This is a genomic window from Aeromonas sobria, from assembly GCF_000820145.1.
GTDB lineage: Bacteria > Pseudomonadota > Gammaproteobacteria > Enterobacterales > Aeromonadaceae > Aeromonas > Aeromonas sobria.
Map to the genome: position 1 here is coordinate 95,383 of NZ_CDBW01000045.1, position 20,223 is coordinate 115,605.

22 protein-coding genes are annotated in these 20,223 nt (G+C 56.9%); 16 read left to right on the forward strand and 6 right to left on the reverse strand.

Going from position 1 to position 20,223, the window contains the following annotated elements; all coding sequences use genetic code 11:
* Positions 1 to 184 precede the first annotated feature (184 nt).
* The gene (locus BN1135_RS19960) at positions 185 to 853 is read left to right on the forward strand and encodes a tetratricopeptide repeat protein (RefSeq protein ID WP_139245123.1); all 669 of its coding nucleotides are present in this window, start codon (positions 185 to 187) and stop codon (positions 851 to 853) included.
* Between the two features lie 99 nt (positions 854 to 952).
* Here BN1135_RS19960 and hmpA read toward each other — a convergent pair whose 3' ends face one another.
* Positions 953 to 2,146 carry an NO-inducible flavohemoprotein gene (gene hmpA / locus BN1135_RS19965; RefSeq protein WP_042024253.1) on the reverse strand — a complete coding sequence of 398 codons (1,194 nt, stop codon included), beginning with the start codon at positions 2,144 to 2,146 and terminating at the stop codon, positions 953 to 955.
* A 111-nt stretch (positions 2,147 to 2,257) separates the two neighbouring features.
* Here hmpA and BN1135_RS19970 point away from each other — a divergent pair, with 111 nt between their 5' ends.
* The gene (locus tag BN1135_RS19970) at positions 2,258 to 2,725 is read left to right on the forward strand and encodes an Rrf2 family transcriptional regulator (RefSeq protein ID WP_042024256.1); all 468 of its coding nucleotides are present in this window, start codon (positions 2,258 to 2,260) and stop codon (positions 2,723 to 2,725) included.
* A gap of 31 nt (positions 2,726 to 2,756) precedes the next feature.
* On the opposite strand, the gene BN1135_RS19975 is transcribed toward BN1135_RS19970, so the two are convergent.
* The gene (locus BN1135_RS19975) at positions 2,757 to 4,037 is read right to left on the reverse strand and encodes an HlyC/CorC family transporter (RefSeq protein ID WP_042024258.1); all 1,281 of its coding nucleotides are present in this window, start codon (positions 4,035 to 4,037) and stop codon (positions 2,757 to 2,759) included.
* 42 nt (positions 4,038 to 4,079) lie between these two features.
* Positions 4,080 to 4,868, reverse strand: coding sequence for a cytochrome C assembly family protein (locus tag BN1135_RS19980; RefSeq protein ID WP_042024259.1), 789 nt, complete (start codon positions 4,866 to 4,868; stop codon positions 4,080 to 4,082).
* A 202-nt stretch (positions 4,869 to 5,070) separates the two neighbouring features.
* Here BN1135_RS19980 and ffh point away from each other — a divergent pair, with 202 nt between their 5' ends.
* The 5 genes from ffh to rplS all read left to right on the forward strand — a co-directional run bounded on the left by ffh (position 5,071) and on the right by rplS (position 8,584).
* A complete protein-coding gene (gene ffh / locus BN1135_RS19985; RefSeq protein WP_042024260.1) occupies positions 5,071 to 6,447 on the forward strand; it encodes a signal recognition particle protein in 1,377 nt (458 codons plus the stop codon).
* Positions 6,448 to 6,625: 178 nt separating this feature from the next.
* A complete protein-coding gene (gene rpsP, locus BN1135_RS19990; protein ID WP_021141082.1) occupies positions 6,626 to 6,874 on the forward strand; it encodes a 30S ribosomal protein S16 in 249 nt (82 codons plus the stop codon).
* Positions 6,875 to 6,898: 24 nt separating this feature from the next.
* The gene (gene rimM, locus BN1135_RS19995; protein ID WP_042024262.1) at positions 6,899 to 7,420 is read left to right on the forward strand and encodes a ribosome maturation factor RimM; all 522 of its coding nucleotides are present in this window, start codon (positions 6,899 to 6,901) and stop codon (positions 7,418 to 7,420) included.
* Between the two features lie 34 nt (positions 7,421 to 7,454).
* Positions 7,455 to 8,204 carry a tRNA (guanosine(37)-N1)-methyltransferase TrmD gene (gene trmD / locus BN1135_RS20000; protein WP_005340400.1) on the forward strand — a complete coding sequence of 250 codons (750 nt, stop codon included), beginning with the start codon at positions 7,455 to 7,457 and terminating at the stop codon, positions 8,202 to 8,204.
* A gap of 32 nt (positions 8,205 to 8,236) precedes the next feature.
* Entirely contained in the window at positions 8,237 to 8,584 is a 348-nt protein-coding gene (rplS, locus tag BN1135_RS20005; protein WP_005313505.1) for a 50S ribosomal protein L19, read from the forward strand.
* A 103-nt stretch (positions 8,585 to 8,687) separates the two neighbouring features.
* On the opposite strand, the gene BN1135_RS20010 is transcribed toward rplS, so the two are convergent.
* Entirely contained in the window at positions 8,688 to 9,011 is a 324-nt protein-coding gene (locus BN1135_RS20010) for an isoamylase early set domain-containing protein (RefSeq protein WP_042024263.1), read from the reverse strand.
* An 80-nt stretch (positions 9,012 to 9,091) separates the two neighbouring features.
* Positions 9,092 to 9,766 carry a DNA mismatch repair endonuclease MutH gene (mutH, locus tag BN1135_RS20015; RefSeq protein ID WP_042024264.1) on the reverse strand — a complete coding sequence of 225 codons (675 nt, stop codon included), beginning with the start codon at positions 9,764 to 9,766 and terminating at the stop codon, positions 9,092 to 9,094.
* 733 nt (positions 9,767 to 10,499) lie between these two features.
* Between mutH and rppH the strand changes: the two genes are divergently transcribed.
* The 8 genes from rppH (at position 10,500) to BN1135_RS20055 (ending at position 18,098) form a co-directional block, all read left to right on the forward strand.
* Positions 10,500 to 11,027 (forward strand): RNA pyrophosphohydrolase, encoded by a 528-nt coding sequence (gene rppH / locus BN1135_RS20020; protein WP_042024265.1) that lies wholly within the window; start codon positions 10,500 to 10,502, stop codon positions 11,025 to 11,027.
* Between the two features lie 13 nt (positions 11,028 to 11,040).
* Entirely contained in the window at positions 11,041 to 13,320 is a 2,280-nt protein-coding gene (gene ptsP / locus BN1135_RS20025) for a phosphoenolpyruvate--protein phosphotransferase (RefSeq protein WP_042024266.1), read from the forward strand.
* Positions 13,321 to 13,387: 67 nt separating this feature from the next.
* A complete protein-coding gene (gene lgt, locus BN1135_RS20030) occupies positions 13,388 to 14,212 on the forward strand; it encodes a prolipoprotein diacylglyceryl transferase (protein ID WP_042024269.1) in 825 nt (274 codons plus the stop codon).
* Positions 14,212 to 15,006 (forward strand): thymidylate synthase, encoded by a 795-nt coding sequence (thyA, locus tag BN1135_RS20035; RefSeq protein ID WP_042024271.1) that lies wholly within the window; start codon positions 14,212 to 14,214, stop codon positions 15,004 to 15,006. The genes lgt and thyA overlap by 1 nt, the downstream gene beginning before the upstream one ends.
* Before the next feature lie 224 nt (positions 15,007 to 15,230).
* On the forward strand, positions 15,231 to 16,421 hold the full coding sequence (nhaA, locus tag BN1135_RS20040) for a Na+/H+ antiporter NhaA (protein ID WP_042024274.1): 1,191 nt from the start codon (positions 15,231 to 15,233) through the stop codon (positions 16,419 to 16,421).
* Entirely contained in the window at positions 16,418 to 16,825 is a 408-nt protein-coding gene (locus tag BN1135_RS20045) for a Rossmann-fold NAD(P)-binding domain-containing protein (RefSeq protein WP_042024275.1), read from the forward strand. The genes nhaA and BN1135_RS20045 overlap by 4 nt, the downstream gene beginning before the upstream one ends.
* Positions 16,812 to 17,744 (forward strand): transcriptional activator NhaR, encoded by a 933-nt coding sequence (gene nhaR, locus BN1135_RS20050; RefSeq protein ID WP_042024276.1) that lies wholly within the window; start codon positions 16,812 to 16,814, stop codon positions 17,742 to 17,744. Before BN1135_RS20045 ends, nhaR begins: the two co-directional genes overlap by 14 nt.
* A gap of 51 nt (positions 17,745 to 17,795) precedes the next feature.
* The gene (locus BN1135_RS20055; RefSeq protein WP_042024280.1) at positions 17,796 to 18,098 is read left to right on the forward strand and encodes an ArsR/SmtB family transcription factor; all 303 of its coding nucleotides are present in this window, start codon (positions 17,796 to 17,798) and stop codon (positions 18,096 to 18,098) included.
* Between the two features lie 49 nt (positions 18,099 to 18,147).
* Here BN1135_RS20055 and rpsT read toward each other — a convergent pair whose 3' ends face one another.
* Positions 18,148 to 18,411, reverse strand: coding sequence for a 30S ribosomal protein S20 (rpsT, locus tag BN1135_RS20060; RefSeq protein WP_005892298.1), 264 nt, complete (start codon positions 18,409 to 18,411; stop codon positions 18,148 to 18,150).
* 191 nt (positions 18,412 to 18,602) lie between these two features.
* On the opposite strand from rpsT, the gene murJ reads away from it, so the two are divergent.
* On the forward strand, positions 18,603 to 20,165 hold the full coding sequence (murJ, locus tag BN1135_RS20065) for a murein biosynthesis integral membrane protein MurJ (protein ID WP_042024286.1): 1,563 nt from the start codon (positions 18,603 to 18,605) through the stop codon (positions 20,163 to 20,165).
* Positions 20,166 to 20,223 lie beyond the last annotated feature (58 nt).

Genomic DNA, 20,223 nt, shown 5'->3' on the forward strand with positions numbered 1-20,223 from the left:
CCTTACCCTTCTCGTTCTTGTCGGTGCATTCAGCTCGCCCCTCTATGGCGCCGAGGCGGTATCGGCTGCCGTATCGAGCGATGCGCCAGCGGTCAGTGCATCGATGCCGACCGAAAGCAGTGCTGCGATGGCAACTGCGCCGGTGTCTGCGGCCACGGCCACCCCTCCTGAAGCCGCCCCCGTCTTGCTCCCGGCCGAGCCGGTCACGCCGGTCGCCAGCAGTGGCGAAGGGGCGGCGCCGCTGCCACAACCGGCGGAGTCTGCCGCTGCGGTGGCGACTCCCGCCCCTCTGGCTGCTGGCGAGTTGCAGGCGGTGCCGCTCTATCGTCAGGACGAACTGCTCAACTGGATTGAGCAGGGTCGTCATCTCACTCAGGTGAAGCAGGATCGCTGTCAGCTGACTCAGGATATCGAAGCGCGCGCCTCGGTGATGAAGATCCCGGCCTATCAATTCCTGTGGGGGGATATGCTGGCGTGGGGCGTCTGTACCAAGCCCAATGCCGAGCTTGGGGTGCAATACATGTGGGAGGCCGCCAATCACGGGTTGGCGCCTGCGCTGGAGCAGCTGGGCCGCTACTACTGGAAGGGGACCATGGTGCAGAAGGATCTGGTGCGAGCCGAGACCCTGATGCGCGAGGCGGCCAGCCTCGGTTTTCTGCGGGCCCGCATCGAGTGGGTCGAGATGCTGCTGCAGGGGATGGGCAGTCCGCTCGATTATGAGGATGCCTACCGCTGGCTCCATGGCTCCATCATCGGTGACCAGACGCTGCACCAGAAGGCGGCGAGTCTGCTCAGCCGTCTTGGTAACCGGATGCCGGCCAACGTGGTAGCCCGCGCCAAGGCGATGCACTGATCCAAAAAAATGACCCACAGATCTGCATCTGTGGGTCCGGTTCCAGCCGCCGTGCCATGACAGGCCGCAACCTCCCTCTGTTATATGGCTGCCCGCGCCTTAGAGATCTTGATGGGGGCCAAAAACTTCGTAATGGAGCTGCCCGGCCGGCACCCCCGCCGCCAGCAACTGCCGCTTGATCTCCTGCATGAAGCCGACTGGGCCACAGAAGTAGTAGTGGGATTGCGGTGTGATGCGCTCCGTCACTGCGGTCAGATCCATGATGCCGGCAAGGTCGTAATCTTCGCCCGGTACGTCACTGGCCTCCGGCTCCCGATACCAGACCCGGCTCAGCAAGTTGGAGTGCTGGCTGGACTTGTGCTGAATATCCTCCCGGAAGGCGTGCACCGCGCCCTGTTCACAGGCGTGCAGCCAGGTGATATCGGCCTGATGGCTGCTTGCCAGCAGCTGGTTGAGCATGCTCATCATCGGCGTCACACCGACACCGGCGGAGAGCAGCACGACCGGGGTATGGCTGTCGGCTTTCAGGTAGAAGTCGCCAGTGGGGGGCATCACCTCGATCTTGTCGCCCGCCTGCAGGTGATCGTGCAGCAGGTTGGAGACCTGACCCTGTGGCTCGCGCTTGACGCTGATGCGGTAGTCTTGCCCGTTGGGTGCATCGGAGAGGGAGTATTGGCGGATCTCCTGGTATTCGAGCTCGGTGTGAACCAGCTTGACGCTGAGGTATTGACCCGGTTTGAAGGTCAGGACTGGCTTGCCATCTTCCGGCGCCAGCAGGAAGGAGGTGATGAGGGCGCTCTCGGCCCGCTTCTCTTTGATGATGAAGGTGCGGGTACCTTGCCAGCCGCCATCCTGATTGGCCTTCTCCTGATAGATCTCCCGCTCGCGGCCGATGAAGATGTCGGCCAGCACGCCATATGCCTTGCCCCATGCCTCCAGCACCTCGTCGGTGACCGCACTTCCGCCCAATTCTTTGAGCGTGGCCAAGAGATGACTACCTACAATGTGATATTGTTCCGGCTGGATCAGGAATCCGGTATGTTTGTGCGCAATCCGCTCGACTGCACCGGCGAGCGTCCCCAGATTGTCGATATTCTTGGCATAAGCTGCGACCGCATTGAACAGGGCCAGCGGCTGGCCACCACTGCGTTGATGGGCCAGGTTGAAGATATCTTTCAGCTCCGGGTTATGGCTGAACATCCGTTGATAGAAGTGCTGGGTGAGGGCAGGACCTGCCGATTCGAGCAGCGGAATGGTGCTTTTGATGACGGCAACTGTGGTTTGATCTAGCATAGGGGCCTCGTTCTAATTGAACATATAAAATGTCATTTAATAAGTGGCATCCTAGATGTTTATTTGATTTGAATCAATACTCCACTTTTCGCATCGCGCTAATCAGGTTTTATGAGACTAACCAGTTATACAGATTTCGGATTGAGAGCCCTGCTCTATCTTGCCACCCTGCCGGAAGGGGAGTTGTCGAGCGTTGCCAAGGTATCGGCTCTCTATGGTGTTTCCCGCAACCACATGGTGAAGGTAGTCAATCAGCTGGTAAAGCTGGGCTATCTGCAATCCCAGCGTGGCAAGAATGGCGGTATTCGCATGGCTTGCGATCCGGCCACCATCAATGTCGGGCAGGTGATCCGGGCGCTGGAAGGCAATCTGGACGGGATCGACTGCGGCTCGCCCGTTTGCCACATCGTCTCGGTCTGTTTGCTCAAGAGTGCGCTGCGAGAGGCGATGGATGCATTTCTGGCGGTGATGGACAGTTATACCCTGCAAGACTTGCTGGCCAACCGTGACGAGTTGCAGAAGGTGTTCGGCGAGTTGATCCCGACCCTGGTGCTGGAGCCGGATGAAGAGGACGAGTGATAGGAAAAGGGCTGCCATCGGCAGCCCTTTTTTAATGTTGTGAGTCTGGCTTGGCCAGATAAGAAGCCGGCATGATCCGCGCCATCTTGACCATGTTGTTCTCCACTTCGAGGATCTCGATAGGATAACCAGCCAGCCGGAGCCCGATGTTGGCTTGGGGGATCTCCTCCAGATACTCGAGGATCAGACCGTTGAGGGTTCGTGGCCCGTCGATGGGCAGGTGCCAGTTCATCTCCTTGTTCAGTTCGCGGATGCTGGCAGAGCCTTCCACCAGAAACGTGCCGTCCGGCTGGGGGTGGATCTCGTCGCTCGGTGCTGGTGTCATGGAGGTGGTGAAGTCACCCACAATCTCTTCCAATATGTCATCCAGGGTGATCAAGCCCTGAATATCGCCATATTCATCGACAATCAGGCCGATCCGCTCCTTGTTGCGCTGGAACTTGGCCAGTTGCACGTTGAGGGGTGTCCCTTCCGGGATGAAATAAATTTCGTCCACTTCCCGTAACAGACTTGATTTGTTGAACTGATCCCTGGCCATCAGCCTCAGGGCATCGCGAGCGTGCAAAAAGCCGACAACGTCGTCGATGTTGTCGCGATAGAGCAGGATCTTGGTGTGGGCGCAGTGAGCCAGCTGGCGCAGTATGGTTTTCCAGTCATCGTTGATGTCGATGGCGTAGATATCGCTGCGTGGCACCATGATGTCTTCGACCAGCATCTTGTCGAGATCCAGGATGCTGATCAGCATCTCCTGATGACGTTGCGGTATCAGGCTGCCCGCCTCGTTGACGATGGTGCGCAGCTCTTCGGTATTGAGGGAGTCATTCTTGTTGGGGGTGATCTTCAGCATCTTGAGCAGACCGCTGGTGATGCCGTTGATCAGCCAGACCAGCGGTGACAGTGGCACCATCAGACCTTTGAGGATCCAGGAGGCCGGATAGGCAATTTTTTCCGGATACATGGCTGCCAGCGTCTTAGGCGTCACTTCACCGAACACCAGTACCACCAGGGTCAGGCCGAAGGTGGCGATGGCGACCCCGAGATCACCAAACAGCCGAATACAGACGATGGTGGCGATGGCGGAAGCGAGAATGTTAACCAGATTGTTGCCGATCAGGATCAACCCCAGCAGGCGATCGGGGCGGGCCAGCATTTTCTCGACGCGGCGTGCGCCTTTATGTTTGGTTTGGGCTAAATGCCGGAGTTTGTAGCGGTTGATGGACATCAGGCCAGTTTCGGAACTGGAGAAGAAGGCGGATAAGAGAATCAAAATAACGAGAACAATCAGTAATGTGCTCGTTGAGATGCTGTCCAAAAAGGGCTCCTGTTGGATGGTGTGACGAAAATAAAGAGAGGGTCAGCTCAGTAGTACTTCTTTGACGAAGCGGCTGCCAAAGTAGGCGAGGGTAAGGATGAAGCTGCCAATGAGGCTCAGGGTAATCACTTTGCGGCCGCGCCAGCCATAGGTGTGGTGGCCCCACAGCAGCAGCACGTAGACACACCAGGCCAAGATCGAGAGCACCGTCTTGTGAGATTTGCCCTGGGCGAACATGTCTTCAAGAAAGAAGAGTCCGGAGGCGATGGAGAGGGTCAGCAGCAGTACCCCGGCAGAGATCAGCTGGAACAGCCGTTTCTCCACTGTCATTAGCGGCGGCATGGCTGGCAGGTTACTGATTTTTCTCGATTTAAGCTGTTTATTTAGGCAGGCAAGCTGCAGTGCAAACAGGCAGGCGATCATCAACACCGAGTAGGCCATCAAAGCGAGGCCGATATGCAGTAACAGCTGGGGATGGGCCTCAAGATGGGTGATGTAACGCCCCGGGATCAGGGCACTGGCGGCCAGCAGCAGGGCAGAGAAACTGTATACCACCGGCAGCAGTATCCAGCCGTTGAAGCGGCGCGTGATACAGCTCATGAAACAACTGATGATCAGACTCACCAGCGAGGCGACGTTAAGCATACTCAGGTTTTGGCCAGTCCCTTGCAGGATTTCTGAACCCAGGGAGCTGGCATGGGCGATCAGGGCCAATCCGATACAGGCAAACAGGGAGCGCTGTCCCACCGGCTTGGCGCTCAGTAACAGATGCAGGGAGGCGATGATGGCCAGCAGATAGAACGCCAGGGCCAGAACAGAGATTACGATCATAACCAGGTCGTTGTTACACAAGCTTTTGAGGGTAAGAGGGGCAGTATACCTTGCACATGAAGTGCTCGCCAGTTGTGCAACGGCCGATCTGCCCATATATAGGGAGAAGGTCCCTATTGCTGCCGTGCGGTGAATAATCGTCCTCGCGCCCGCTCTGGGTTATAATGCCCCCAATTTATTACGCCAAGAACCGGAATCCGTCATGTTTGAGAATTTGACTGAACGACTCTCGCGCACCTTGCGCAATGTCAGTGGCCGTGGTCGCCTGACCGAAGACAACATCAAGGAAACCCTGCGCGAAGTCCGCATGGCGCTGCTCGAGGCGGATGTCGCCCTGCCGGTAGTGCGTGATTTCGTGGCGCGTGTCAAAGAGCGCGCCGTCGGGCAGGAAGTGGCCAAATCCCTGAGCCCGGGCCAGGCATTCATCAAGATTGTGCATGGTGAGCTGGTCACCGTGATGGGGGAGGCCAACGAGCAGCTCAACCTGGCTGCCCAGCCGCCTGCGATCATCCTCATGGCCGGTCTGCAAGGTGCCGGTAAGACCACCACGGTCGGCAAACTGGCCAAGTTGCTCAAAGAGCGCAGCAAGAAGAAGGTGCTGGTGGTCAGTGCCGACGTTTATCGCCCTGCGGCGATCAAACAGCTGGAGACCCTGGCCAGCGACATCGGCGTTGATTTCTTCCCGAGCGATGCCAGCCAGAAGCCGGTCGACATTGCCACTGCCGCCATCGATCAGGCGCGCAAGAAGTTCTATGACGTGGTGATCGTCGATACCGCCGGTCGTCTGCACGTCGACAGTGCGATGATGGCCGAGATCCAGCATCTGCACGCCACCATCAAGCCGGTCGAAACCCTGTTCGTGGTCGATGCCATGACCGGTCAGGATGCCGCCAACACCGCCAAGGCGTTTAACGAGGCACTGCCGCTCACCGGCGTGATCCTCACCAAAGCGGACGGTGATGCCCGTGGTGGTGCTGCTTTGTCGGTACGCCACATCACCGGAAAGCCGGTCAAATTTATCGGTATGGGCGAGAAGACCGATGCGCTGGAGCCATTCCACCCGGATCGTCTCGCCTCCCGTATCCTCGGCATGGGCGATGTGCTGTCGCTTATCGAGGAAGTAGAGCGCAACGTTGATAAAGAGAAAGCCGCCAAGCTGGCCGACAAGGTCAAGAGTGGCAAGGGCTTTGATCTGGAAGACTTCCGCGAGCAGCTGGCCCAGATGCGTAACATGGGCGGCATGATGGGGATGCTCGACAAGCTGCCCGGCATGTCCGGCTTGCCGGATAACGTGAAAGATCAGATGGATGACAAGCTTACCGTGCGGATGGAAGCGATCATCAGCTCCATGACGCCCAAGGAGCGTGCTCATCCTGACCTTATCAAGGGGTCCCGCAAACGCCGTATCGCCGCAGGCTCCGGCATGCAGGTGCAGGACGTGAACAAGCTGCTCAAGCAGTTCACCGAGATGCAGCGCATGATGAAGAAGATGTCCGGCAAGGGCGGCATGCGCAAGATGATGAGTCAGATGAAGAACATGATGCCCCCGGGTTTCGGTGGCGGTCGCGGTCCGTTCTGATCCGGCCTGTAGGTTTATGGGGGGTCTGCGGTGGCAGGCCCTTTTTCATTGCTGTTCTGCGCAAAAAATGGCTGGCTTGGTTGCAATTATTACGAATCCAAGTAGAATTACGCGGCTTATTTTAAGCTAGGGTCCGCGTGTTTGCGGGCCTTGTTCATTAGATGTTAATGAGGACGATATGGTAACCATTCGTTTACAACGTGGTGGCGCGAAAAAGCGTCCGTTTTACCAGGTAGTAGTTTCTGACAGCCGTTGCGCCCGTGACGGTCGCTTCATCGAGCGCGTTGGTTTCTTCAACCCGGTTGCTTCTGGTTCTGCCGAAAAGCTGAACCTGGACCTGGCTCGTATCGAGCATTGGGTTGCTACTGGTGCCGCTGTTTCTGACCGCGTTGCCAAGCTGATCAAAGACGCTGCTAAAGCTGCTTAATCAGCCAAACGGTAAGGAGTTAAGGTGGAAAAACCTATAGTTCTGGGCACCCTGGGTACCGTTTATGGCATCAAGGGTTGGCTTAAAGTGAACTCCTTCACCGATGTTGCCGAAGCGATTTTCGATTACAACCCCTGGCTGATTAGTCAGAACGGGGTGTGGCGTGAACTCAAGGTCTCGGCCTGGAAGCGTCACAACAAGGGTCTGATCTGCAAACTCGATGGTATCGATGTGCGCGAAGATGCCCTGGCATTGACCAATGTCGAGATTGGCGTACCCGCCGATCTATTGCCTGCGTTGCCTGAAGGTGAGTTCTACTGGCGTGACCTGATTGGTTGCTCCGTGATGACCACCAAGGGATACGACCTGGGCAAGGTGACCGAATTGATGGAAACCGGCTCCAACGATGTGTTGGTGGTTGAGGCCAATGTAAAAGATGCCTTTGGTGCAAAGGAGCGGTTGATTCCGTTCCTGGAAGAGCAGGTGATCAAGAATATTGATCTGACTGCTCGAACAATCGAAGTTGATTGGGATCCTGGTTTCTAGTTTCCCGCGCTAACACGGGTGCCGGAGGTTTCTTATGTGGATTGGGGTGATTAGCCTCTTCCCTGAAATGTTCCGAGCCATTACCGAGCACGGGGTAACGGGTCGGGCCGTCAAGAGTGGCCTGCTGCAGATTGAGTGCTGGAACCCCCGGGAGTTTACCCACGATAAACACCGTACGGTCGATGATCGTCCTTATGGTGGTGGGCCCGGCATGTTAATGATGGTTCAGCCGCTGCGTGACGCGATTCATGCAGCCAAGCAAGCGGCGGGAGACGGGGCGAAAGTCATCTATCTCTCCCCTCAGGGACGCAAGCTGACTCAAGCGGGCGTAACCGAGCTGGCGACGAATCAGAAACTGATTCTGGTAGCCGGTCGATACGAAGGTATCGATGAACGCGTGATACAAACCGAAGTCGACGAAGAGTGGTCTATCGGGGATTACGTGTTAAGTGGTGGCGAGTTGCCTGCCATGACCCTGATCGATGCGGTTTCGCGTCTGGTCCCCGGGGTCTTGGGTGATCAGGCCAGTGCCGAGCAGGACTCCTTCACGGATGGCTTGCTGGATCATCCCCACTACACTCGGCCAGAGGTGTTGGATGGATTGGCAGTGCCCGAGGCGCTGACAAGCGGCAATCACGAAGTGATTCGACGCTGGCGTCTCAAGCAATCGCTCGGACGAACCTGGCAAAGAAGGCCGGAACTTATTAACAACCTAGCTCTGACTGACGAGCAAGAATCACTTCTTGCCGAGTATGTCCGCGAAGTGCGTGACAGCGTTAAGTAGAGTTTTCAGTTTATCCTAGGTAAGGAAAGACAATGAGCAAGATTATTCAGCAGCTTGAACAAGAGCAACTGCGTACCGACATCCCGGCTTTTGCCCAGGGCGACACCGTACGTGTTCAAGTGCGTGTTAAAGAAGGTGGCAAAGAGCGTCTGCAGGCTTTCGAAGGCATCGTTATTGCCAAGCGTAACCGCGGTCTGCACTCTGCTTTCACCGTTCGCAAGATCTCCAACGGCGAAGGTGTTGAGCGTGTATTCCAGACTCACTCTCCGCTGATCCACAGTGTAGAACTGAAGCGTCGTGGTGATGTTCGCCGCGCCAAACTGTACTACCTGCGCAACCTGTCCGGTAAAGCTGCTCGTATCAAAGAGAAGCTCAACTAATTCGATTCGAATTAGTGTCGATATGTCGGCAAATAGCTCGACAGGTAGTGAAAAGGCTCGCCAATGGCGAGCCTTTTTTGTATCAGGTTCTTGGGTTGAGTCGCTATTGGATGACGCGTACCACCGAGTTGTCGCGCCCGAAGGGGCCTGGCACATAGTCATCCGCTTCCCAGTCATTCTCGTAGAGGGTTTCCCCTGCCGGCGTGATGAGCTGGTAGCAATATTCGAAGTAACCCGGGCCGTTGGTCGGTAGATTGAGGGTGGCTTTGAACTCGCCGCTCTTCATGCGTTTCAACTCGACCGGTTGCCACTGGGTGAACTCGCCGATCAGCATCACCTGCTCCGCGCCTGCGGCAGCCTCTTTCTCTACGGCAAAGGTCACCTTGACCTCGGGCTTGGACTTCAAAAACTGTTTTATCAGTGGCATGACGCCTCCTTGTCTGTGAGTTAAAAATGGCTACTGACTATTTTTATACCACCATATGACAAAGATGTTGATAAGGCAGATCAAGTCGGCAAGGCAAAATAGCGTTGCAGCAGGCTGTGGGTGAAGTCGATCTTGAGATAGAAGCCGCGGGGCAGGGTCATGATGGGTTGACCATCGCGGCCGATGGCGCGAGTCAGCGCCTTGTTGTTGGCAGCCTTGGGCCGCAGTTGCATCACCTGACCGTGGCGCGCGCTGATCTGCTCCACTTCTCCCAGCACTATCATGTCCATCAGCTCTTCCCAGTCCTGGCGCAGAAGCCGATCCTCTTCTTCATTCGGGCTCCACATCAGCGGCATGCCTACCCGCCGCTCGCCAACCGGGATCTCGCGGCTGCCTTCCACCGGGATCCACAGTACCCGGGAGAGCTTGTTGCGCACGTTGGACTCCTCCCAGCGTTGACCGCTGACACCGATCAGTGGGGCAACGCAGACGAAGGTGGTCTCCAGCGGTTTGCCCTGAGGATCGATGGGGATCGTCTTGAGCTCGATGCCGAGATCCGGGAAGTCCTGCTCCGGCCTGCTCCCTGCGCTGGCCCCCAGTTGCAGCTCGATCAACTGACCGACCCACCCCTTGTCACGGCGCAGATCGTTGGGCACGGCGACGCCAGCTTCTGCGGCCAGTTGTGCCAACGTGAAGCCAGCCATGGCGTAGGCCCGGCTCAATAACTCCTGTTCGGATTGAGGATTGCTTGGCATGTTTGGCTCCATCTTGCTCGCCATAGTCTAACAGGGGAGGATCCTGAGATGGATCGCTGTTTTTATAACCGATCCAGAGTGGATAAGATCAAATACCGAGAATCTGGGGGTTGTTGGCTCATCACAATGATTTTAAAGGGTTTTATATATTTTATCGAGTGGCGATCCTGGCACTGCTTGAGCTCTAAATAGTTGTCCAAGGGTTTGTGCATGATGTTACACACAGTTATCCACAGAAATCTTGGATAAGTGGATGAAAGTGGGATGAGTCTCTGAGATGTTACAAAAAATTGTGAATGCAACCCCATTTTTACCCTGCTAACCGAGTAGATACTGTGCCACACCTGTGGATAATTTGGTCGTGGTGGATCTTTGAACAGTTGAACTTGTTCACAATCAGGATCGTGGATCCTGCATGGATGATGCGAGGGATCAAACGCAGGTTTTTATAGTTTAAGTCTATGTATATTAATTGTTTTTTTGTATTTCCATGGCGTGGTGGAACAGGCTGGCGCTTTTTTGTTATCGTCAAAAAGTACTGTATATACCCGTTTGCTAACAGCTTTATGCACAGTCTGGGTGGGCAACTTGGGCGGGAGGATCGTTGAATTTGTTTATAACTATGTTTGAAATGGAAAGTTATTCATGAAACAGGGGATTCACTCCCTGTTTGCTGCCACGGAGTGAATGTGGAACAATCTCCTTATAGATTCAGCCTTTATAAGGTGATCACGTGATTGATGGCGACGGATTTCGTCCCAATGTCGGTATCGTGATCTGTAACCGTGAAGGACAAGTGTTGTGGGCTAAACGCTATGGGCAGCACTCCTGGCAGTTTCCGCAGGGGGGAGTTGATGATGGTGAAACGCCAGAGCAGGCCATGTATCGAGAGCTGTATGAGGAGATTGGCCTCAAGCCCGAAGATGTGACCATTTTGGCCACCAGTCGTAACTGGCTAAAGTATCGTTTACCCAAACGTCTTGTCCGCTGGGACAGTTCACCGGTCTGTATTGGCCAAAAGCAAAAATGGTTCCTGTTACAACTGGGTCAGGGCAGGGAGTCGCGGATCCAGTTCGGCTGTCATGGCCATCCCGAATTTGACGATTGGCGTTGGGTCAGCTTCTGGTACCCGGTACGCCAGGTCGTCTCGTTCAAGCGGGAGGTTTACCGCCGGGTCATGACAGAGTTTGTCCCGCTGGCGATGCCGGTGCCGGCAGTACAGGTCAACAAGAAGGATGGACGGCGTAACCGTCCTCGTTAAGGAGCACTATTAGTTGTTAACGGAGCTGAGACGTATCGTCGAGAGCATGGCCGAGGCTAACACCCTCGAGCAGGCCCTGCAGGCCCTGGTAAGCCAGACCCGGCAGGCCATGGCCGTAGACTGCTGCTCTGTGTACGTCTCGGAACCCGAGATGCGTCGCTATCGCTTGGCTGCCACCGACGGGTTGGCATCCTCTGCGGTCGATAAGGTGACCCTGCCATACGAGCAGGGCATCGTCGGATTAGTGGGCCAGCGAGAAGAGCTGATCAACCTGGCCGATGCCCCCGCTCACCCCAGTTTCAAATTCCTGCCCGATGTTGCCGAAGAGGCGTTCCGCTCCTTCCTTGGCGCCCCCATCATGCACCAGCGTCAGGTGGTCGGCATTCTGGTGGTGCAGCAGAAGGAGAGTCGCCGCTTCGATGAGGGGGAGGAGTCCTTCATGGTCACCCTGGCAGCCCAGCTGGCAGCGCGTATCGCTCAGGCGCAAGCCAAGGGGTGGCTGCAGAAGACCGACTGGAGCAAGCCGCTGCGTGGCATTGCCGGGGCCAGCGGTATTGCCATTGCCAAGGCCTGGGTGTGGCGGCCGCGCAAGGCGCTCTCGTCCATCACCCCGCGCAAGGATGAAGATCATGGGAACCAGCTGGCGCGGCTGGAGCTGGCCGTGGAGGAGGTTCGCCACGATCTGGAGAGTCTGGCGCTGCGTTTTCGCGAGAGTTACAGCCAGGATTCGGTGGCGATCTTCGACATCTACCTCCATCTGCTGAACGATCCCGGCTACATCAAGCCCATTCGCAACAAGGTGAGCAAAGAGCACTGGACGGCCGTGTCGGCGGTCAAGCTCATCAGCGATCGCTTGATCGAGCAGTTCAAGGGGATGAAGGACCCTTACCTGCAGGAGCGCTCCACTGACGTGAAGGATATCGCCCAGCGGCTGATCAGCCGACTGGTGCAAAATGAACCGGAACATATCGCCATCGGCGAACCGGTGGTGCTGGTTGCCGACGAGGTGACCGCCACTATTCTGGCAGAAGTACCTCGCGAGTATTTGACCGGGGTGGTATCGCTCAAAGGGGGCACCAACTCCCATGCCGCCATTTTGGCCCGCGCCATGGGGGTGGCCGCCATCATGGGGGTTGATCTGCCCCTTGGCGACATCGGCGGTCGTATGTTGGTGGTCGATGGCTACAGCGGTGATCTCTTCATCGAACCCAATCAGGTGATCCTGACCGAGTATCGCCAACTGCTCAATGAAGAGCGGGCGCTAGATACGCTGGTGCGCAGCGTCGATAACCTGCCATCCGAAACCGCCGATGGCACCAAGGTCTCTCTGCTGCTCAACGCCGGGCTCAGTGCCGATACCGAGATCTCCCTCAATCAGCTAGCGGACGGGGTCGGTCTCTATCGCACCGAGATCCCCTTCATGCTGCAGGAGAGCTTCCCCTCCGAGTGGGAGCAGACCGCCCGCTATCGTGGCATTCTGGAGACCTACCGCAACCGGCCGGTCTGCATGCGGACGCTGGATGTAGGGGGCGACAAGCCGTTACCCTATTTCCCCATCGTCGAGGAAAATCCCTTCCTTGGCTGGCGGGGGATCCGGATCACCCTGGATCACCCCGAACTGTTTCTGGTGCAGCTCAAGGCGATGCTGCGCGCCAGCGAAGGGCTGGACAATCTGGCCATCATGCTGCCGATGATCAGCAGCGTCAGCGAAATCAAAGCCTCTCGTCGTCTGCTGGATCAGGCGTGGCGGGAAGTGTCGGAAGAGGCGGCCAGCCGTGATGCGGTGATCCGCTACCCCAGCCTCGGGGTGATGATCGAGGTGCCCTCCGCCCTCTTTATCTTGCCGGAGATGGCGCCGCTCATCGACTTCTGGTCGGTGGGCAGCAATGACCTGACCCAGTACCTGCTGGCGGTGGATCGCAACAACTCCCGTGTTGCCAATATCTACGATGCCTTCCATCCTGCGGTGATCCGTGCCCTGCAACAGCTGGTTGATGCCTCCCATCGCTACCAGAAGCCGGTGTCGGTGTGTGGTGAGCTGGCCGGTGATCCGGTCGGTGTGCTGCTGCTGCTGGCCATGGGCTATCGCCGCTTCAGTATGAACACTCACAACATCGCCCGGATCAAGTTCGTGCTGCGTCAATCCACCCTGAGCGAGTTGACCGAACTGATGGCTGATGGCCTCAAACATGACAATCCCCACGTGCTGCGCGGCCTGTTTGCTCGCTATCTGGAGGAGCATGGTTTGGGTGGTTTGCTGCGAGCCGGTCATAAATCGAAACAGAGTGATTGATAATCATGCCTTGTCCCTGCTGACGAATGATCGGAAAATGCGGCTTTTCTTATGACTGGGGCCGCTTATGCAGCACGATGGATATTGGGTTTTCTCGCAGATTGATCCCGTAGCATTCAGTTTGGGACCACTATCGGTACGCTGGTATGGTCTCATGTACCTGTTTGGTTTCGCTTTTGCCATGTGGCTTGCCGGCCGTCGCGCCGATGCACCGAACAGCGGCTGGACCCGTAACGAGGTGTCGGATCTGCTGTTCTACGGCTTCCTCGGGGTGATCCTCGGTGGCCGTGTCGGTTACGTGCTGTTCTACAACTTCGATCTCTTCCTGGCCGATCCCACCTACCTGTTCAAGATCTGGACCGGTGGTATGTCGTTCCACGGTGGTCTGATCGGGGTTATCACCGCGATGATCTGGTTTGCCCACAAGACCAAGCGCCACTTCTTCACCGTGGCCGACTTTGTGGCACCGCTCATTCCGTTTGGTCTCGGCGTTGGCCGGATCGGCAACTTCCTCAACGGCGAGTTGTGGGGGCGGATCACCGATGTGCCTTGGGCCATCATCTTCCCGGAGGCCGGCCCCGAGCCGCGTCACCCTTCCCAGCTCTACCAGTTCGCACTGGAAGGGGTAGTGCTGTTCATCATCCTCAACCTGTTCTGGCGCAAGAACCCGCCGCGCGGCGCCATCTCTGGCATGTTCCTGCTGTTCTACGGCCTGTTCCGCTTCCTGGTGGAGTTTGTGCGCCAGCCGGACAGTCAGCTTGGTCTCTACTTCCAGGAGATCAGCATGGGCCAGATCCTCTCCACCCCGATGATAGTGGTTGGTGCCCTGATGATTTGGGTTGCCTATAAGCGCCCGCAGTTGTTTGGTAATGCCGTCAAGGAGGCGAAATAATGCGAGCTTATCTCGACCTGATGCAGAAGATCCTCGATGAGGGCACCGTCAAGTCAGACCGTACCGGCACCGGTACCGTCTCCCTGTTCGGCCATCAGATGCGCTTCAATCTGGCGGAAGGCTTCCCGCTGGTCACCACCAAGAAGTGCCACCTGCGCTCCATCATTCACGAGCTGCTCTGGTTCCTCAATGGCGATACCAATACCGCCTATCTGAAGGAAAACGGCGTCAGCATCTGGGATGAGTGGGCCGACGAGAATGGCGAGCTGGGGCCGGTTTACGGCGCTCAGTGGCGCTCCTGGCCTGCAGCCGACGGCTCTGTCATCGACCAGATCCAGAAAGCGGTGGATGACATCAAGCACAACCCGGATTCGCGTCGCATCATCGTCTCAGCCTGGAACGTGGGCGAGCTGGACAAGATGGCGCTGGCCCCATGCCACGCCTTCTTCCAGTTCTACGTGGCGGATGGCAAGCTCTCCTGCCAGCTCTACCAGCGCAGCTGTGATGTCTTCCTCGGCTTGCCGTTCAACATCGCCAGCTACGCCCTGCTGACCCACATGATGGCCCAGCAGTGCAACCTGGAAGTGGGTGACTTCGTCTGGACCGGCGGTGATGTGCACCTCTACTCCAACCACATGGAGCAGACTGCGCTGCAGCTCGCGCGCGAGCCGCGTCCGTTGCCGCAACTGGTGATAAAGCGCAAACCTGACTCCATCTTCGACTACAAGTTCGAGGATTTCGAGATCGAGGGTTATGACCCTCACCCCGGGATCAGGGCGCCCGTCGCCATCTGATCGAAAGGCGCCTCAGGGCGCCTTTTTTATGCAGCTGAATAATTGAAAATTCACTTTATTGATTAATAAGACGGTAGTCAGAGACGAGGCGAAAACCTGCCTATAGCAGGTATGTTCTGTTTTGCCTTCGGTTTTTTCGTTGTGTTGAGCAGCAAGAAACGATTTTTCATTGGTTGTTGCAGGATATAGACTCAAATCAAAGCAATACGGTGGAAAATTTAACCATGAGTGACGTAATCAAAAAGTTCTTGAAGCTGGAGGCTGCCTCCGGAATTATTTTGATCATGGCGGCCATGTTGGCAATGATTTTAGCCAATACCGCGCTTGCTGGCGGGTATCAGGCGTTTCTCGACACGCCGGTGCAGGTGCGTATCGCGGCTCTCGACATCAACAAGCCGCTGCTGCTGTGGATCAACGATGGCTTTATGGCGATCTTCTTCCTGCTGGTTGGTCTGGAAGTGAAGCGTGAAATGCTGGAAGGGGCGCTCTCCACCCGGGTTCAGGCGACCTTCCCAGCCATCGCGGCGGTGGGCGGCATGCTGGCTCCGGCCTTGATCTACGCCTTTTTCAACTATTCGGACGACGTGGCGCGCGCTGGCTGGGCGATTCCGGCTGCGACCGATATCGCCTTTGCCCTCGGGGTGATGGCGCTGCTCGGCAAGCGGGTGCCGGTGAGCCTCAAGGTGTTCCTGCTGGCGCTGGCCATCATGGATGACCTCGGTGTCATCATCATCATCGCGCTCTTCTATACCCAGCAGCTGTCGCTGGAGGCGCTGGCCATCGGTATTCTGGCAACCCTCACCCTGTTTTGGATGAATCGCCGCGGTGAGGATCGGATCAGCCTCTACATGTTGGTCGGTCTGGTGCTCTGGGTGGCTGTACTCAAGTCTGGCGTCCATGCGACCCTGGCGGGTGTGGTGGTTGGCTTTATGGTTCCGCTTAACGGCAAGCGTTACGCTTCGCCGCTCAAGTATCTGGAGCATCAGCTGCATCCCTGGAGTGCCTATCTGATCCTGCCGCTGTTTGCTTTTGCCAACGCCGGGGTATCGCTGGAGGGGATTGGTCTGTCAGCGCTGATGAGTCCGGTTCCGATGGGGATCATGCTGGGGCTGTTTATCGGCAAGCCGCTCGGGGTGTTCACCATCAGCTGGCTGTCGGTCAAGCTGGGCATCGCCCAGTTGCCGCCCGGGGTCAACTTCAAGCAGATTTTTGCGGTCAGCATCCTCTGTGGCATCGGGTTCACCATGTCGATGTTTATCGCGTCGCTTGCCTTCGAGCACGGTGGGCTGGATTACGGCAGCTACTCTCGCCTCGGGATCCTGGTGGGCTCCACCATGGCGGCGGTAGTCGGCTATCTGGCCTTGCGCATGGCCCTTCCCAAGGGTGAAGGGGAACAGAGTACGGAGGGACTATGAAGCTACATACAGGGTTGTTGATGCTGTTGCTGACCCCCGCGGCCTGGGCCGGCGGGCTGGAGGATTGCAAGCAGGACGCCGCCTCGGCGAACTGCTCTGCCTATCTGAATGGAGTGGTAGACAGTGCCCTGCTGCTGGGGGACAAGCAGGCCAAGGCTCGCTTTGGCGAGACCTTTTCCGAGCGGGCACTGAGCAGTCGGGCTGGCGAGATGGTCAAACATTCCAACAAACGCTATTGCGCCGAGCGAATGCCGGACAAAGTACGCCTAAAGGCCAGCCTGATGGAGCAGTTTGGCGCGAACAAGGTTGACTCGGTCAGCGACATGTATGACATTCTGGCGGTTGAACTCAGCTGCTACCGGAGTCCGCGAACAGCGGGAACCCCATCGGATGTCACACCTTAACTACAACCATCTCTACTATTTTTGGATGACTCAGAAGAAGGGCTCCGTTACCCAGGCAGCGGAAGCCCTTTTTTTGACCCCGCAAACCGTCACCGGTCAGATCAAGCTGCTGGAGCAGCGGCTCGGTGGCAAGTTGCTCAAGCGCAAGGGGCGATCACTAGAGGCGACCGAGCTCGGTCAGCTGGTGTTTCGCTATGCCGACAAGATGTTCAGCCTCTCCTACGAGATGCTCGATATCGTCAACTACCGCAAGGAGAGCCAGATCCTGTTCGATGTCGGCATCGCCGATGCCCTCTCCAAGCGCCTTGCCAGCCGCGTGCTGCTCTCCGTTATCCCCAACGATGGCTCCATCCACCTGCGCTGCTTCGAATCGACTCACGAGCTGCTGCTGGAACAGCTGAGCGAGCACAAGCTCGACATGATCCTCTCCGACTGTCCGGTGGACTCCAGCCAGCATGCGGGGTTGCTCTCCAAGCGATTGGGGGGCTGTGGCGTCAGCTTCTTCTGTAAGGCACCATTGCCCGAGAAGCCTTTTCCTGCCTGTCTAGAGGAGCGCAAACTGCTGATCCCCGGTCGCCGTACCGCCATGGGGCGCCAGTTGACCCAGTGGTTCGAGCAGCAGGGGGTGTCACCCAGCATCCTCGGTGAGTTTGACGATGCGGCCTTGATGAAGGCCTTTGGTTTCTTCAATCAAGGGATTTTTATGGCTCCCACCATCTATCGGGAGGAGATCCTGGAAGGGGAAGGTGTCATGTTAATCGGTGAAACCCTGGATTTGATGGAAGAGTACTACGTTATCTTCGCCGAGCGGATGATCCAGCACCCGGCGGTTAAACGGGTGTGCGAGAGTGACTTTACCTTCCTGTTTGCCGGGCAGGAGAACTTCTCGACCATTCAGCCAACGACCCTGTCGTTTTAAAACGATGCGTCAGCACGTATCATTGACGATAAGCGGCAGAGGAGAGATGTGATGCAACTTGAAGAGATGGAGGCCAATGCGAGTCAAGCGGTGGCCTTGCTCAAGGCGCTGGCCAATGAACGGCGGCTGTTTATCTTGTGCCAATTGCTGGCGCGGGAGCTATCGGTGGGGGAGCTCAACGAGCGGTTGGGATTGAGTCAGTCTGCCTTGTCACAGCATCTGGCATTGCTGCGGCGGGATGAGCTGGTGACGACGCGTAAAGAGGCCCAGACGGTCTACTATTCGCTGCGCAGCCATGAGGTGCGTGAGGTGATCGGTTTGCTGCATCGACTTTATTGCAGCGCAGATAAATAAAAAACCGGCACGAAGGCCGGTTTTTTTAGCGTAAGTCAGCCGAGGCTGATTAAGCCATAGCTTTGATCTGGGCAGACAGGCGGCTCTTGTGACGAGCAGCTTTGTTCTTGTGGATCAGGCCTTTAGTAGCCATGCGATCCATGATCGGCTGAGCGGTAGCAAAAGCAGCTACGGCGGCAGCTTTGTCGCCAGAAGCGATTGCAGCAATTACTTTCTTCAGATAGGTACGGGTCATTGAACGACGGCTGGCGTTGTGTTGACGACGTTTCTCTGACTGAATCGCGCGCTTCTTAGCAGATTTGATGTTAGCCAAGGTAAAACTCCTAAAACTGTCTTAGCGAGTGTATTGAAAAGGCCCGGAAATATGCCTTCTCAACCACATAATGTCAAATGATTTGTGCAAATAAACACCGCCTCCCGGTGGTGTGTCAGTTGGGAGGCGGTTAAACTGTCGGCCGATTCTAGCAGCATTCTTTTCATTCTGACAGTTCCAGAGGCCTCGTCTTGAGTAAGAAATTGATCAAATCCGGCATGATAGTGTCCGGAATGACCCTAGTGTCCCGTGTAATGGGCTTGGTTCGTGATGTTGTCATCGCCAATCTGCTCGGTGCAGGTGTGGCCGCCGATGTCTTCTTCTTTGCCAATCGCATCCCCAACTTTTTGCGCCGATTGTTCGCTGAAGGTGCTTTCAACCAGGCTTTTGTCCCCGTGATGACGGAGTACAAGAAAAATGGCGACGAGCGCGAAGTGCGTGAATTGCTGGCTGCGGTGGCGGGTACGCTGGGGGGCATAGTGACGGTGGTCACCCTGCTCGGGGTGCTGGGTTCGGGTGTGCTGACTGCACTGTTTGGCTGGGGCTGGTTCTGGGACTGGCTGCATGGCGGGCCCGCTGCCGAGAAGTTCGAGCTGGCCAGCCTGATGCTCAAAATTACCTTCCCCTATCTCTGGTTCATCACCTTTACCGCCATGGCGGGGGCCATCCTCAACACTTTCGGCCGCTTCGGGGTCTCCTCGTTCACGCCGGTGTTTCTCAATCTCACCATGATTGCGGCAGCCTGGTGGATAGCGCCCCTGATGGAGCGGCCAGAGATAGCCCTCGCCATCGGTGTCTTTCTGGGTGGTCTGGTGCAGTTCCTGTTCCAGTATCCCTTCCTGCGCCAGATCAACATGCTGGTATGGCCCAAGTGGGGTTGGCATCACCCCGGGGTGGTGAAAATTCGCACCCTGATGATCCCGGCGCTGTTTGGCGTCTCGGTCAGTCAGATCAACTTGCTGATCAACACCATGCTGGCTTCCTTCCTCGCCACCGGCGCCATCAGCTATCTCTATTACTCGGATCGCCTGCTGGAGTTTCCCCTCGGCCTGTTTGCGGTTGCGATCAGTACCGTGATCCTGCCTGCGCTGGCCAAGAAGCATGTGGATGCTGATCCGGCCGACTTCTCCCGCACCATGGATTGGGGCGTGCGGATGGTGATGTTGCTTGGATTGCCTGCCATGGTCGGCATCGCGGTGCTGCGCGAGCCCATTCTGCGGGTGCTGTTCATGCGCGGTGAGTTCGGCATGCATGAGGTTGCCATGTCCAGCGCCAGCTTGCTGGCCTCCACCACCGGTCTGCTCTCCCTGATGCTGATCAAGGTGCTGGCACCGGGCTATTACGCCCGTCAGGATACCCGAACGCCGGTGCGGATCGGGGTGATGTCGATGATCGCCAACATGGTGTGCAACATCGCATTCATCTTTCCGCTCGGTTATGTGGGGCTGGCGCTGTCGACCGCCTGCTCCGGTACCCTGAATGCGGCACTGCTGTTCAAGGGGTTGTATCAGCAAGATGTTTACCGTCCTTCCCGCAATACCGGGGTGTTCTGTCTCAAGTTGCTGGTAGCTACGGTATTGATGGGGGGGCTGCTTGGCTATCTGTCGCCGGATCTCGCCCAGTGGGGGGCGTGGAGCATGGGCAAGGCCAGTTTGCAGCTGACCATGCTGCTGGTGCTGGGGGCTGGGCTCTATGCCGCTGTGCTGCTGGTGCTGGGTGTTAGACCACGACATCTTAAAGCTGGTCAGCAGTAGCAGTAGCCCTGGGGGCGATGCGGGAATGTGTCACTGGTGCGCGCTATTTGCTCCAGAT

Bases quoted from the DNA above. Each gene is read 5' to 3' on its own strand.
- hmpA (WP_042024253.1), bottom strand. From the start codon at position 2,146: ATGCTAGATCAAACCACAGTTGCCGTCATCAAAAGCACCATTCCGCTG.
- BN1135_RS19970 (WP_042024256.1), top strand. From the start codon at position 2,258: ATGAGACTAACCAGTTATACAGATTTCGGATTGAGAGCCCTGCTCTAT.
- BN1135_RS19980 (WP_042024259.1), bottom strand. From the start codon at position 4,868: ATGATCGTAATCTCTGTTCTGGCCCTGGCGTTCTATCTGCTGGCCATC.
- ffh (WP_042024260.1), top strand. From the start codon at position 5,071: ATGTTTGAGAATTTGACTGAACGACTCTCGCGCACCTTGCGCAATGTC.
- rpsP (WP_021141082.1), top strand. From the start codon at position 6,626: ATGGTAACCATTCGTTTACAACGTGGTGGCGCGAAAAAGCGTCCGTTT.
- trmD (WP_005340400.1), top strand. From the start codon at position 7,455: ATGTGGATTGGGGTGATTAGCCTCTTCCCTGAAATGTTCCGAGCCATT.
- rplS (WP_005313505.1), top strand. From the start codon at position 8,237: ATGAGCAAGATTATTCAGCAGCTTGAACAAGAGCAACTGCGTACCGAC.
- BN1135_RS20010 (WP_042024263.1), bottom strand. From the start codon at position 9,011: ATGCCACTGATAAAACAGTTTTTGAAGTCCAAGCCCGAGGTCAAGGTG.
- mutH (WP_042024264.1), bottom strand. From the start codon at position 9,766: ATGCCAAGCAATCCTCAATCCGAACAGGAGTTATTGAGCCGGGCCTAC.
- lgt (WP_042024269.1), top strand. From the start codon at position 13,388: ATGCAGCACGATGGATATTGGGTTTTCTCGCAGATTGATCCCGTAGCA.
- thyA (WP_042024271.1), top strand. From the start codon at position 14,212: ATGCGAGCTTATCTCGACCTGATGCAGAAGATCCTCGATGAGGGCACC.
- nhaA (WP_042024274.1), top strand. From the start codon at position 15,231: ATGAGTGACGTAATCAAAAAGTTCTTGAAGCTGGAGGCTGCCTCCGGA.
- BN1135_RS20045 (WP_042024275.1), top strand. From the start codon at position 16,418: ATGAAGCTACATACAGGGTTGTTGATGCTGTTGCTGACCCCCGCGGCC.
- nhaR (WP_042024276.1), top strand. From the start codon at position 16,812: ATGTCACACCTTAACTACAACCATCTCTACTATTTTTGGATGACTCAG.
- BN1135_RS20055 (WP_042024280.1), top strand. From the start codon at position 17,796: ATGCAACTTGAAGAGATGGAGGCCAATGCGAGTCAAGCGGTGGCCTTG.